At 53.4% G+C, this 12,951-nt stretch carries 12 protein-coding genes and 2 tRNA genes; 1 reads left to right on the forward strand and 13 read right to left on the reverse strand.

The window, feature by feature from the left end:
• Positions 1 to 35: 35 nt before the first annotated feature.
• From nadD to C5610_RS04175, 11 genes are all read right to left on the reverse strand, one after another.
• Positions 36 to 665 carry a nicotinate-nucleotide adenylyltransferase gene (nadD, locus tag C5610_RS04125; protein WP_105306035.1) on the reverse strand — a complete coding sequence of 210 codons (630 nt, stop codon included), beginning with the start codon at positions 663 to 665 and terminating at the stop codon, positions 36 to 38.
• Positions 662 to 1,723 carry a DNA polymerase III subunit delta gene (holA, locus tag C5610_RS04130; RefSeq protein ID WP_105306036.1) on the reverse strand — a complete coding sequence of 354 codons (1,062 nt, stop codon included), beginning with the start codon at positions 1,721 to 1,723 and terminating at the stop codon, positions 662 to 664. The genes nadD and holA overlap by 4 nt, the downstream gene beginning before the upstream one ends.
• Positions 1,720 to 2,211 (reverse strand): LPS assembly lipoprotein LptE, encoded by a 492-nt coding sequence (gene lptE / locus C5610_RS04135; protein ID WP_262340021.1) that lies wholly within the window; start codon positions 2,209 to 2,211, stop codon positions 1,720 to 1,722. Before lptE ends, holA begins: the two co-directional genes overlap by 4 nt.
• 19 nt (positions 2,212 to 2,230) lie before the next feature.
• Positions 2,231 to 4,807 carry a leucine--tRNA ligase gene (leuS, locus tag C5610_RS04140; protein ID WP_105306038.1) on the reverse strand — a complete coding sequence of 859 codons (2,577 nt, stop codon included), beginning with the start codon at positions 4,805 to 4,807 and terminating at the stop codon, positions 2,231 to 2,233.
• 40 nt (positions 4,808 to 4,847) lie between these two features.
• Complete coding sequence (locus C5610_RS04145; protein ID WP_105306039.1) at positions 4,848 to 5,045, reverse strand: hypothetical protein; 198 nt, start codon at positions 5,043 to 5,045, stop codon at positions 4,848 to 4,850.
• A gap of 32 nt (positions 5,046 to 5,077) precedes the next feature.
• Positions 5,078 to 6,646, reverse strand: coding sequence for an apolipoprotein N-acyltransferase (gene lnt / locus C5610_RS04150; protein WP_187346278.1), 1,569 nt, complete (start codon positions 6,644 to 6,646; stop codon positions 5,078 to 5,080).
• Positions 6,643 to 7,527, reverse strand: a complete 885-nt coding sequence (gene corC, locus C5610_RS04155; protein ID WP_105306040.1) for a CNNM family magnesium/cobalt transport protein CorC — start codon at positions 7,525 to 7,527, stop codon at positions 6,643 to 6,645. Before corC ends, lnt begins: the two co-directional genes overlap by 4 nt.
• Entirely contained in the window at positions 7,527 to 8,009 is a 483-nt protein-coding gene (gene ybeY / locus C5610_RS04160; RefSeq protein WP_241970563.1) for an rRNA maturation RNase YbeY, read from the reverse strand. The genes corC and ybeY overlap by 1 nt, the downstream gene beginning before the upstream one ends.
• Positions 7,999 to 9,003 carry a PhoH family protein gene (locus tag C5610_RS04165; protein WP_105306042.1) on the reverse strand — a complete coding sequence of 335 codons (1,005 nt, stop codon included), beginning with the start codon at positions 9,001 to 9,003 and terminating at the stop codon, positions 7,999 to 8,001. The genes ybeY and C5610_RS04165 overlap by 11 nt, the downstream gene beginning before the upstream one ends.
• A 28-nt stretch (positions 9,004 to 9,031) precedes the next feature.
• Entirely contained in the window at positions 9,032 to 10,471 is a 1,440-nt protein-coding gene (miaB, locus tag C5610_RS04170; protein WP_105306043.1) for a tRNA (N6-isopentenyl adenosine(37)-C2)-methylthiotransferase MiaB, read from the reverse strand.
• Positions 10,472 to 10,557: 86 nt separating this feature from the next.
• Positions 10,558 to 11,424, reverse strand: a complete 867-nt coding sequence (locus C5610_RS04175; RefSeq protein ID WP_187346279.1) for a DMT family transporter — start codon at positions 11,422 to 11,424, stop codon at positions 10,558 to 10,560.
• 118 nt (positions 11,425 to 11,542) lie between these two features.
• Between C5610_RS04175 and C5610_RS04180 the strand changes: the two genes are divergently transcribed.
• Entirely contained in the window at positions 11,543 to 12,658 is a 1,116-nt protein-coding gene (locus C5610_RS04180) for an FAD-dependent oxidoreductase (protein WP_105306045.1), read from the forward strand.
• A gap of 99 nt (positions 12,659 to 12,757) precedes the next feature.
• Here the strand turns inward: C5610_RS04180 and C5610_RS04185 are convergent.
• Together C5610_RS04185 and C5610_RS04190 are read right to left on the reverse strand one after the other, a co-directional pair.
• Positions 12,758 to 12,844 (reverse strand) — tRNA-Leu (locus C5610_RS04185).
• 15 nt (positions 12,845 to 12,859) lie between these two features.
• Positions 12,860 to 12,934: transfer RNA gene (locus tag C5610_RS04190), tRNA-Gln, on the reverse strand.
• Positions 12,935 to 12,951: the final 17 nt, after the last annotated feature.

Below are 12,951 nucleotides of genomic sequence, written 5' to 3' on the forward strand. Positions count from 1 at the left end.
TAACTGGCGCGGCCGCTGGTCTTCGTTGCTAAGCGTTAACGATACAGTTGGTGTTGTTCAATGTAGTCAGCAACCGCAGCCGGCAAATCGCCGCGTTCGGCGGCGCGTTGTGGGTGCTCACGAATGGCGGTGGCAGAAACGTCGTAGCGAGGAGTATTGGCCAGGTAAATGGCGCCCTGTGGCTTATCTCGCAGAGCTTGCGGCTGCTGACACAGGCGTTCATTAATAAAGGCTAACAGCGACGGTGATGCTTGCTGCAGTTGGTAACCGGGACGTGGCATAACCACCAGGTGAGCCAGTTCAGTGAGCTGTTGCCACTGATACCACTGATCCAGTGAGACCAGCGAGTCCATCCCCATCACAAATAACAAGATGTCATCCGGGTAGCGCTGTTTAAAGCCCTGCAATGTTTTTACCGTATAGGATGGCGGCTCGGCATTTAATTCGAAGGCTTCGGCACATAACTGCGGATGCGCTTGGCAGGCCAGCTCAACCATCGCCAGCCGCTGCGCTGAACTTGCCTGCGGCTGCGGCCGGTGCGGCGGTACCGCATTAGGCATCAAGTGCAGACGGTCAATGTTCAGCTCCCTGAGCAGGGCTAAAGCGGTATTGATGTGACCGCAGTGGATCGGATCGAAAGTACCGCCAAACAGTGCCCGGATCATTGTGCCATGACCGCCAGTTGTTCGATAAGACGTGGTTGATGGGGCCCCTCACAGAGGAGTCCCAGGCAATGCATAAACAGGGTGTCGACCGGCTCGCCAGTGTCATTTTTCAGCGCCAGTTCAAGCCGCTGAATCAACCGTTGAGCCTGTTGCAGTGCCGTCCAGGGTAATCGCTGCGCGCGTTGTTGATAGGCCGGTTGTTGCGATGGCCAGATCATCTGCTGGCGAAAAATGGTGGCGCTGTCGAGTTGGCTCTGTTGCGCGGTTTTTACTTGTGACAGTGCCTGTACTTCGCGTTGCATGACCCACAACAGCTGATGCCGGTCGACGTCTTCTTCTAACAATCGCGCCAGTCGGTGTGCGGCCTGCTGCCAGTCGTTTTGCAGTAAACTGTCCTGCAGCGAAAACGCGTCAAAATGACTGACGTCCTGCATAAACTGTTTTACCGCCGCAACATCCAGCGTTTCTTGGGTATGCAGCAAGGACCATTTCTGCAATTCCTGATCAAGGCTTGCTAAACTGCCTTCAAACCAGTGCGCCAATAGATCCAGTGCATCACTGCTCAGTTGCAGCCCGTAGCGCTGCGCGCGCTGATGAATGAAGCGTGGTAGGCGGGCGCGATCCGGGGTTGGTGTGCGCACCAGCCAGGCATGTTGGCTCAGTGCTTTAAACCAGCGGCTGTTTTGCTGTTCTTTTTTTAGCCGGTCGCCGATAACCACCAGCAGTTGTTCGGCAGGGGGCTGCTGGGCGTATTGGGTCAGCGCGTCTGATCCTTCCCGGCCGGGCTTGTTATCATGCAGTTCCAGTTCCAATACGCGAAACTGGCTGAACAGACTTAACGACTGACCGCTGTCTTGCAACTGTTGCCAGTCAAAGTCATGTTGTTGTATCAGTCGCTGCCGTTCCAGTTCATCGCCAAAGCGTTGTTTTAGGTACTGGCGTAGCTCACTAAGGGCATCCTGCCGTAACAGCAGTTCTTCTCCAAACAGCAGTATTATCGCAGGCAGTGGCTGCCCGTTGAGGTGTTGTTGCAGCTGTTCAGGAAAGAGGGTTTTCATTGCTCGTTATCAGCGAAAGCAGTGATCATTTTACGCACCAGACGGCGCGCTGCATCGTCGCGCATTTCGGCGACCAATAATTCCCGTTCACGGGTCTTTGCCAACGCGAAGTTGGGGTCATCCTGATAGTCGCGGGCGACTTCAACATTGTCCTCGATGACCACTTCGCCGTCGCGAATGACCTGATAGTCTACGCGGTAAAGCAGTTCATATTCCGCCACCTGGCCGCTTTCAAACAGGCTCAGTGTGCGGCGATCCAGACGGTCAGAGAGGATCCGCAACTGCGCCACCCCCGCTTGATTGTGATCGACCAACTGAATACCCGCTGTCAGCAAACGCTGCTTAAGGCTTTCTTCCAGTCCCATCGAACTGACGGCCTGCAGATGCATTTGCTGCAGTGTCTGTGGCACCTGATAGTGGTCACGTAATTGAAAGCCGCACGCGCTTAGCCCGACCATGACGGTCAGGCTAAGCAACGCGGTTTTCATACCTCGCAATGACATCATCTTAACCGACAACAATGTTAAAGATTTTGCCCGGTACGTAAATTTTCTTACGTACGGTTTTGCCGTCGGTGTATTTCTTCACCGCTTCATCATTCAGTGCCTGTTCTTCCACCGCTTCGGCCGAGGCATCTGCCGGCACGGTTAGCTTCGCCCGTACCTTACCGTTTACCTGCACGACGATCAGCTTTTCGTCTTCAATTAAGGCGCTGTTGTCGACATCTGGCCACGGCGCAAAGTTCAGATCGTCCTGGTGACCTAATTCACGCCATAATTGCTCGGTGATATGCGGCGTAATCGGTGCCAGCATTTTAATCATGGCATCCAGCGCTTCGCCCATAACGGCGCGATCGGCTTCGCTTTCCAGCGGCGCTTTCTGCAGGTGATTCAGCAACTCCATGATCGCCGCAATGGCGGTATTGAAGTGCTGACGACGGCCCATGTCATCAGAAACTTTGGCAATGGTTTTATGCAACTCACGACGTAAATCTTTGTGCGCTTTGGTCAGCTCGTCTGACTGTGCGTAACCACCGGCCTGAATAAAGTCGTAAGTCAGCTTCCAAACCCGGCGCAGGAAACGTTGCGCGCCTTCTACACCCGAGTCCGACCATTCCAGCGTCATTTCCGGAGGCGCCGCAAACATCATAAACAAGCGCACCGTGTCGGCACCGTAGCGTTCAACCATGGTCTGCGGATCGATGCCGTTATTTTTCGACTTCGACATCTTGCTCATACCGGCAATTTGTACCGGCTGCCCGTCGTCTTTGTGACGGGCGGCAACGACGGCGCCTTTGTCGTCACGCTCTAGCTCAACGTCAAGCGGCGAAATCCACTGCTTACCGCCTTTCTCGTCTTCACGGTAATAGCTGTCGGCCAGTACCATGCCCTGGCATAACAGGCGCTTGAACGGCTCGTCGGATTCAACTAAGCCGGTATCGCGCAGCAGCTTATGGAAGAAGCGCGCGTACAACAGGTGCAAAATCGCGTGTTCGATGCCACCAATGTATTGGTCGACCGGCAGCCAGTAGTTGGCTTTTTCCGGATCCAGCATGGCGTCGTCGGTTTGCGCGCTGCAATAGCGGGCGTAGTACCAGGACGACTCCATAAAGGTATCAAAGGTATCGGTTTCGTGCTCTGCCGGTTGGCCGTTGTACTCGGTCTTGCGCCATTCCGGATCGGCTTTGATCGGCGACGTCACACCGTCCATAACCACGTCTTCCGGCAAGCGTACCGGTAACTCGTGTTCCGGTACCGCAACGGATTCACCGTTTTCCAGGTTCAGCATCGGAATCGGCGTGCCCCAGTAACGCTGGCGCGAAACACCCCAGTCACGCAGACGGTAGTTGACGGTACGTTCACCAATACCACGTTCTTCAATCACTTTGGCGATGGCATCAAAAGCTTCCTGCGAGCTCATACCGTCGTACTCACCGGAATTAATGACCTTACCTTTTTCGGTGATGGCAGCTTGTGCGATATCGCCTTCACCGCTGAACGGTTCGATCACAGCCGTGATGGGCAGTTGATACTTAGTGGCAAACTCCCAGTCGCGCTGGTCATGCGCCGGAACCGCCATAACCGCACCTGAGCCATAGTCCATCAGTACGAAGTTAGCGACCCAGATTGGGATCTCTTTGCCGGTTAGCGGGTGAATGGCACGCAAGCCGGTGTCCATACCCAGTTTTTCCATGGTCGCGAGGTCGGCTTCAGCAACTTTGCTGTTTTTGCACTGTTCAATAAATTCGGCCAGCTGCGGGTTGTTCTCGGCGGCCTGACGGGCCAGCGGGTGTTGCGCGGCCAGACCCATGTAGGTCACGCCAAACAGAGTATCCGGGCGGGTCGTGTAAACACTCAATGTGTCGCTGTGGTTAGCAACATCAAATTCAATCTGTAACCCTTCGGAGCGACCAATCCAGTTACGTTGCATGGCCTTAACCTGTTCTGGCCAACCGTCCAGTTGGTCAAGGTCACTCAGCAACTCGTCAGCGTAGTCGGTGATTTTAATAAACCACTGCGGGATTTCTTTTTGTTCCACTTTGGCGCCACTACGCCAACCGCGACCGTCAATAACCTGTTCGTTCGCCAGTACCGTTTGGTCAACTGGATCCCAGTTAACGGTGGCGTTCTTTTTATAGACCAGGCCTTTTTCGTACAGCTTAGTGAAAAACCACTGTTCCCAGCGGTAGTAATCGGGCGAGCAGGTTGCGATTTCGCGGGTCCAGTCGTAACCAAAGCCGAGGCTTTTAAGCTGCTCGCGCATGTAATCAATGTTTTGATAGGTCCACTTTGCCGGTGCCGTTTTATTCTGAATCGCGGCGTTTTCGGCCGGCAGTCCAAACGCATCCCAACCCATCGGTTGCAGCACATTTTTACCCAGCATGCGTTGATGACGTGAAATCACGTCGCCGAGGGTGTAATTGCGCACATGACCCATGTGCAGCTTACCGCTCGGATAAGGGAACATTGACAGGCAATAGAACTTTTCTTTGCCAGGTTGTTCTTTGACGTCGAAGACATGGTCTTGTTGCCAACGTTGCTGAATGGCTTTTTCAATCGCCGAGGGATTGTATTGTTCTTGCATAGTGTTTGTTACATCCGGTTAGCAAAAGTGGAGCAGGGCGTTAACTGATGGCGTACCACATCACCAGCATAATGACGATGCCGGCCAGGCCGAAGAAAATGTTTTCGAAACGCTGACGTTGAACGGCTTCACGATCGTTCACATCCGCGGGGATGAAAAACATAAGCCAACTGCTTAAACCTAAGCCGCCGGCAGCTACTAATACAGCAAACAATAACGCATCTAAGATGTTTTCCATGAGGTACATTCCTGTAAAAATAAAAACCGTGTTTATTGTACTGATTTTTGCCCGTGCTGACCACGCCTGTTGCGCGCACGATTGAGCAAAGGCAAAAGTCCGATGAGGGCAAACAGCAAACTGCCGCTGTGACCTAAACGTGCAAACAGCGTTTGCCCACTGACTTGCGGTACTTCAGCCGATACTGTGGTGGCGGAGAACTGCGGTGCCATAGCGAGAATGCGGCCGAATTCATCGGTTAGCGCCGAAACACCGTTATTGGTCGCCCGTAACAGTGGCCGACCCAGTTCCTTGGCCCGCATTTGCGCGATTTGCATGTGCTGCCAGGGGCCGTGTGAATCACCAAACCAGGTGTCATTACTGATGGTTAACAGGTAGTCGGTACCGGCATGCGTGTTATCGCGCACCTGTTCGCTAAAGGCAATTTCGTAGCAAATGGCGGTATTTAACTGGTGGCCGTTAGCCATCAGATTCGGCTGTTGGTAAGCGCCGCGACTGAACGACGACATCGGCAGGTTAAACAACGGCGCCAGTGGTCGCAGTAGTGATTCAAACGGTACATACTCGCCAATCGGCAGCAACTGATGCTTTTGATAGCGGTTACTGTGACCATATTGATAAGGCTGTTCCAGCGCCTGCTCGGCGTGTTCCTGACCGAGTACAATGACACTGTTGTAAAAATCATCGTTCAATTGTTGATAGTCGATGATGCCGGTGACCAGCGCTGCGCCGTTGACACTGGCTGCCTGATCAATATTGTACAGCACATCATCGGCATAAGGTTCGAGGGCGGTGATGGCCGATTCCGGCCAGACGATGATGTCATGCTGATATTGCGGACGGGTTAAATCAAGGTAGCGTAAAATATTCGGCCATTGTTGGTCGGCTCGCCATTTTAACGATTGCTGGACATTGCCCTGCACCAACAACACCGAGGTGCTGTCAGCCGCACGCTGCAACGGTTGCAATAGCGGCGACAGCCAGGCTAACACAATCAACACGACCACCAGTAAGGCATTGTGGGCACGTCGGTAGCGTAGCCCGGTGACTATCGCCAGCGCGATAAACCACAGCGCCACGGTAATGCCATATTGACCCACTGACGGAGCCAGCCCGCCCAGTAAGGCATCGGTTTGGGTGTAACCAAGTCCAAGCCAGGGGAAACCGGTAAATAACCAGCCGCGCAGCGCTTCACAGAGAAGCCAAATCAGCGGCAGGCTAAAACGCCATAACTCGGAGCGCTGACAGAGTTTGCGCCAGACCGAAAATGCCAGCGCCGGGTACAGTGCCAGATAGGCAACCAGCAACGCCAGTACCAGGACATTGGCAATGTCAGGCATGCCACCGTACTGGTCAATACTGACGTAGATCCAGCTGAGACCGGCAGCAAACCAACCAAAGCCAAACGCAAAGCCTCCGGCAAACGCCTGCTTGGGGGATAGGTTCCAGAGTAATGCCAGCGTTAGCGGCAGTATCCAGAACGGTAATATCGCGAGCTTGAACGGGGCATAGGCAAAGCACAAGGATGCGCCCAGTATCAGTAGCAGCAAATGGCGCAGCCACGCCGTTTGCTGCAGTTTACCGGGCAACGAGCGGATCACTCAGCTTTATCCTCGTCGTGCTTTTGCGTTTCCGGCAGGGTAACTTGCAGTTGCTGGATACGTCGTTTGTCGGCACTGGTCACCCGGAACACAAAGCCTGCTAAGGTGATTTCTTCACCCGGCTGTGGCAAGTGCCCAAACCCGTGTGCGACCAAGCCACCGACGGTGTCGTTTTCTTCGTCACTGAAGTCGCTGCCGAAGTAGTCATTAAAGTCTTCGATAGGAGTCAGCGCCTTAATCGAATAGCGGCTGGCGCTGAGGCGTTTGATGTTGGCCTTCTCGTCTTCATTGTGGTCGGTTTCATCTTCGATTTCACCGACAATTTCTTCGAGAATGTCCTCAATGGTGACCAACCCCGAGACGCCGCCGTATTCATCGACGACGATCGCCATATGGTAGCGGTTCGAGCGAAACTCTTTGAGCAACACATCAACCCGTTTGCTCTCCGGTACAATCACCGCAGGGCGCATAACTTCGGGTAGTGAAAAGCTCTCTTCATTAAAATTAAAGCCATAACTGAGCAGATCTTTCGCCAGTAAAATGCCTTCAACGTGATCTTTATTGTCGGTAACAACCGGGTAGCGGCTGTGCTGTGACTCGATCACAATAGGGAGAAAGTCTTCAACGGTTTGATTGATGTCGATGGTGACCATTTGCGAGCGTGGAATCATAATATCGCGAACTTTCAGTTCGGCGACATCAAGGACGCCCTCAATCATTTCCTTGGTATCGTTATCGATCAGGTCGCGTTCCTCTGCGTCCTGAATTAAATCGACAAGTTCTTCTCTGCTTTTCGGCTCCCCGGTGAAGACCTGTAGCAGCCGCGCCGCCCAAGACTTTTGAGAAGAGCCGTTGGCTGAGTGGGGGTTGTCGTCGCTCATCAAGCGTTTTGCTCCGTGTTAGTTGATACTTGGTATGGATCAGCGATGTTCAGCGAAGCAAGAATGTCTCTTTCCAATTGTTCCATCTGCTCAGCTTCATCGTCTTGTATATGATCATACCCCAGTAGGTGAAGCGTACCGTGGATCACCATATGCGTCCAGTGATCCAACAGTGCTTTGTGTTGTTGCTGCGCTTCTTCAGCAACCACATCGGCGCAAATAACCAAATCACCCAGTAACGGGATAGGTAATTGCACCGGTGCGTCAAAGGGAAACGATAACACGTTGGTGGCATAGTCACGGCCACGATAGGCCTTATTGAGTTGCAGACCTTCGTCTCTATCGACAATACGAATGGTCAGTTCGGCCGCGTCGAGCTCAGTAGAGGCGGCGCTGACAGCAGCGCTGACCCAGTGCTGCATTTGCTCGGCACTGGGCAGTTCGGTGGTCGTCGTTACGTTTATCTGGTAATCAAGCGTTATCGTCATGGGTTCTCTGACTGTCAAAATCGTCGTAAGCCTGGACAATACGCTGCACGACCGGATGCCGCACTACGTCACCGGCCTGGAAGAAGGTGAAGCTGATGTCTTCCACCTTACTCAGCACTTCGATGGCGTGACGTAAGCCGGAGCGTTGACCGCGGGGCAAGTCGATTTGGGTAATGTCGCCGGTGATCACCGCGCGCGAGTTAAATCCAATACGGGTCAGGAACATTTTCATTTGTTCCATGGTGGTATTCTGACTTTCGTCAAGAATAATAAACGCATCATTTAAGGTGCGACCGCGCATATAGGCAAGGGGGGCTACTTCGATGACGTTGCGTTCGATCAGCTTCTCGACTTTCTCAAAGCCAAGCATCTCAAACAGCGCATCGTACAGTGGGCGCAGGTAAGGGTCGACTTTTTGTGCCAGGTCACCGGGTAAAAAACCCAGTTTTTCGCCGGCTTCGACTGCCGGGCGTGTCAGCAGTATTCGCCGCACCTCCTGGCGTTCCAGCGCATCGACAGCACAGGCAACGGCAAGATAGGTTTTACCGGTCCCGGCGGGACCAATACCAAAGTTGACATCGTGCGCCAAAATCGCACGGACGTAATCGGCCTGGCTGTGGTTACGCGGCTTGATCAGCCCGCGCTTGGTTTTAATGTGGGTCATCTTTTCCGATGCCGGGTCACCGCTGTCCTGCTCCAGCACTTTGGCCTGCTGAATAGCGAGGTGAACCTGTTGCGGTTCGATGCTGCCGGCCTGGCCTTTAACGGTGGCTGTTTCGACGTAAAGATCGCGCAGAATGTTCTGCACCGCAGACACCGTCAGGCTGGAGCCGATGAGGCGAAAATGATGCCCCCGGTGGGTGATTTCGACACCAAGACGACGCTCAATGTGTTTGAGGTTGTCGTCAAAGGGACCGCAGAGATCGGAAAGCCGACGCAAATCCGCCGGCTCTAATTCAAACTCGAGTGTTTCAGTTCGTGGACTCAATCTATCCTCGTTTCATTGTGTGCATAAGCTATGACGCTTTCGGGGTTACCCGGGCAACGCCAAGTTCATCCGGTTCGTTGGCCCGACCGCGCTGTAAGATGGTTTCTGGTGCCGTATCGACGCGCAGACCCATGTCAGCTTCTTCACGCAGCAATTCGCCGCGCAGTGAGTTCGGTAATACTTCAGTAATTTTTACATCAACGAACTGCCCAATCATATGGGGCTGACCAACGAAGTTTACAACCCGGTTGTTTTCAGTACGTCCGGAAAGCTCCATTGGGTTCTTTTTCGATGGGCCGGTCACCAAAATACGCTGCTCTGTGTTCAGCATGCGGCGTGCGTGCGCCATCGACTGCTGATTAAGGCGTTGTTGCAATAACTGCAAGCGTTGCTTTTTGGTCTCTTCGCTGACGTCATCCGGCAAATCCGCGGCGGGTGTACCCGGACGTGCACTGTAGATAAAGCTAAAGCTCATATCAAAATCAACCGCCTGGATCAGATCCATGGTGGCTTCAAAATCGGCGTCGGTTTCACCCGGGAAACCAATAATAAAGTCAGAGGACATGGCCAGATCCGGACGCGCCTTTTTCAGTGCGCGGATTTTCGATTTGTACTCCAGCGCTGTGTGGCCGCGTTTCATCATCGTCAAAATGCGATCGGAACCGCTTTGCACCGGTAAGTGCAGGTGGCTCACTAATTCCGGAATGGTTTTGTAAGCCTCGACGATGTCATCGGTAAATTCCACCGGGTGCGAGGTGGTGTAGCGAATGCGGTCGATACCGTCAATGGCGGCAACCAGATGCAGTAATTCGGCGAAACGGCATACTGACCCATCAAAGTTTTCGCCACGGTAGGCGTTGACGTTTTGTCCCAACAAGTTGACTTCACGCACGCCTTGTTCGGCGAGTTGTGCAATTTCGTAAATAACATCGTCCACCGGTCGGCTGACTTCTTCGCCACGGGTATAAGGAACAACACAGAACGAGCAGTATTTAGAGCAACCTTCCATGATCGACACAAAGGCACTGGCGCCATCGGCTTTAGGCTCCGGTAAGCGGTCAAACTTTTCAATTTCCGGGAAGGAGATGTCCACCATGGGCTGATGATGCTCGCCAACTTGTTTGATCATCTCCGGGAGTCGATGCAAGGTTTGCGGACCAAACACCAGATCAACGAAGGGCGCGCGGGTGCGAATGGCGTCGCCTTCCTGAGAGGCAACACAGCCGCCGACACCGATCAGCAAATCGGGATTGTCTTGTTTAAGGTTTTTCCAACGGCCCAGTTGATGAAAGACCTTTTCTTGAGCTTTTTCGCGGATAGAACAGGTATTCAACAGGATTAAGTCCGCTTGCTCCGCTTCATCCGTGAGTTCATAGCCATGGGTTGCATTCAGCAGATCCGCCATTTTGGCTGAATCGTACTCGTTCATCTGACAACCCCAGGTTTTTACATACAGTTTTTTACTCATGGTCTCTCAATTCTTTCTCTGACGTGTGGCCTTAAAAAGGGCGCATATTTTACCGCGTATAAGGGTGGAAAGCCAACCGATATCGGTCAACTTTTACGCCGGCTGCGAATGGCAAAATAACCTGCGGTCATAATGATCAGGGTTCCCCACAACATATGCCAGTAGACAGCCTCATCAAAGAACCAGTAGCCAAGCATAGCGGCAAATATCACAGAACTGTAGGTAAACACACCGATTTTTGCCGCCGGCGCGATGGAAAACGCCTTTGTCATGGCCAATTGACCGTAAACCGCCAAACCGCCCATCAGCGCCAGTCCGAGCCAGTTTTGTGGCGGGATAGGTTGCCATAACCAGAATAAGGGAATGGCCGAGGCGATGGTGGCAAAGCCGGAAAAATAGAACACAATTTTGCTGGTTGATTCGGTATCTGACATACGTCGAATCACGGTTTTGGTAAAAGCCGCTAAGGCGGCGGCGATGAACGCTACGGCGACCACCGGCGAAATGTCACTGCCCATCGGGTCGAGGAAAATAAACACCCCGACAAAGCCTAATGCGATCGCCAGCCAGGTCTGGCGCGAAACATAATCGCGCAACCACAGCCAGCCGATCACCGGAATTAAAAACGGCGACAGCAGCAAGACCAGCGTTGCCTGTGCCAGTGGAATGGTGGCGATGGCGTAGAAAAATAGGTACATCGCGGTGATGCCGGCAATGCCACGCACCACATGCAGCTTCCAGCGTTTTGTCGTTAATGCCGCCGGGCCTTTACGCCACAACCAGGGCAGTAATACCAAGAATGCCAGCACATTACGAAAGAACACTAATTGCTCGAAGTTTTGTGTTGCCGACAGGTGTTTTACCAGCGCACTGACACCGGCAAAACTGGCCTCCGCTGACAACAAAAGCAGTGAGCCGATGAGTACCGATTTACTGGATGCTTCGCTGTTCATCAAGGTTCAAGCGGGCCTGATTTAAGAAATGAGTCACTATGATAACGGAAATTCGAGTCAATTTGTGGTATTTATACGGGCGTTCATGCGCAGTAACAGAGTAACCGGGGAGAGCCAGATGAAACATTATGTAATTAACGGCGGTGGCATGGTCGGTGCAGCAGCGGCATTGGCGCTGAGTCGTGCCGGCAACCGAGTTACTGTGGTGGACGCGCAGGCGCAGCCTGCACCGGGCGAGCACTGGGACTTGCGCATCTCGTCGGTTAATCAGAACCACTGGCAATGGCTGCTTGAACTGGGGGTCGGTGAAACCATTGATTGGCACAAAGTGCAACCTTATCAACAACTGTCGGTGACTACCCAAACGGGCGACGAACTGAGTTTTAGCGCGGCGGATGCTGATCTTGAGCAACTGGGGGTGATGGTTGAGAACAATAGCCTGCAGGCGGCGTTATGGCAGTGCGCTGAGGCCGACAGCCGGATTCGCTTAACAGCGGCCACCCGGATAGAGCAATTTCACCTGACACAGCAACGGCTGCAACTGAGTGGTGGCGAAACGCTCGATTACGACGTGCTGATCGGTGCCGATGGCGCCCAATCCGCGGTTGCACGCGCAGCGGCGATCGGTTATCGCGGTTGGGACTATGGTCAGCGCTGTCTGCTCGCCAACGTTAAGCTGCAGCGCCCGATTGCCGCGACCACCTGGGAAGTGTTCCGCCCCCAGGGGCCTTATGCGCTGTTGCCCTTAGGTGATAGCGAAGCTTGCCTGATCGATTATCGCAGTAACAGTGACATCAAAGCGCTCAGCCAGAATGCCGATACGTTGCAACGGGCATTGCAGGAAACCTTTGCCGCGCATATTGGCGACTTCGAACTGTTGCGCTACGCCAGTTTTGCGCTGCAACGTAAACATGCGTTGCGTTATCACCGCGGCGAAACGCTGGTGTTGATGGGGGATGCGGCGCATACCATTCATCCGCTGGCAGGGCAGGGCGTTAACCTGGGCTTTGCCGACGTTCGCTGTTACCTGGCCTGTGACGGCGATGTTGGGCGTTACCAGCGTGAGCGAGCCCGTGATGTGCAACGCACAATGCGCGCAATGGACTTGATTCACTGGGGCTTTCGCTCGCAAAACCCACTCTGTCAGCTTGGCCTAAAGGCAGCTTTTCGTGGCTTATCGTCCACCTGGCTGAAACAGCAAGTGATTGATTTTGCGATGCAAAAGGTGGAATAACGGGAAGGGCAAAAGACAGGCACAAAAAAACCACCTAAAAGGTGGTTATTTGTCGTTCTGCGTGAGCACCACGGGTTTTGTTTTATCAACATAACCTAATGGTGCGGAGGGAGGGACTTGAACCCTCACGTCCTTTCGGACACTAGCACCTGAAGCTAGCGCGTCTACCAATTCCGCCACCACCGCAGATTAAGTTAAGCTTGGCTGGGGCACCAGGGATCGAACCTGGGAATCGCGGGATCAAAACCCGCTGCCTTACCGCTTGGCTATGCCCCATCCAACTTAATACCGAC

The sequence above is a fragment of the Idiomarina sp. OT37-5b genome (genome assembly GCF_002968395.1).
GTDB lineage: Bacteria > Pseudomonadota > Gammaproteobacteria > Enterobacterales > Alteromonadaceae > Idiomarina > Idiomarina aquatica.

What these genes read in the sequence shown, in the direction of transcription:
- C5610_RS04180 (WP_105306045.1), top strand. Translation starts at nt 11,543, where the DNA reads ATGAAACATTATGTAATTAACGGCGGTGGCATGGTCGGTGCAGCAGCG.
- corC (WP_105306040.1), bottom strand. Translation starts at nt 7,527, where the DNA reads ATGAGCGACGACAACCCCCACTCAGCCAACGGCTCTTCTCAAAAGTCT.
- C5610_RS04175 (WP_187346279.1), bottom strand. Translation starts at nt 11,424, where the DNA reads ATGAACAGCGAAGCATCCAGTAAATCGGTACTCATCGGCTCACTGCTT.
- miaB (WP_105306043.1), bottom strand. Translation starts at nt 10,471, where the DNA reads ATGAGTAAAAAACTGTATGTAAAAACCTGGGGTTGTCAGATGAACGAG.
- holA (WP_105306036.1), bottom strand. Translation starts at nt 1,723, where the DNA reads ATGAAAACCCTCTTTCCTGAACAGCTGCAACAACACCTCAACGGGCAG.
- C5610_RS04145 (WP_105306039.1), bottom strand. Translation starts at nt 5,045, where the DNA reads ATGGAAAACATCTTAGATGCGTTATTGTTTGCTGTATTAGTAGCTGCC.
- leuS (WP_105306038.1), bottom strand. Translation starts at nt 4,807, where the DNA reads ATGCAAGAACAATACAATCCCTCGGCGATTGAAAAAGCCATTCAGCAA.
- lptE (WP_262340021.1), bottom strand. Translation starts at nt 2,211, where the DNA reads ATGAAAACCGCGTTGCTTAGCCTGACCGTCATGGTCGGGCTAAGCGCG.
- nadD (WP_105306035.1), bottom strand. Translation starts at nt 665, where the DNA reads ATGATCCGGGCACTGTTTGGCGGTACTTTCGATCCGATCCACTGCGGT.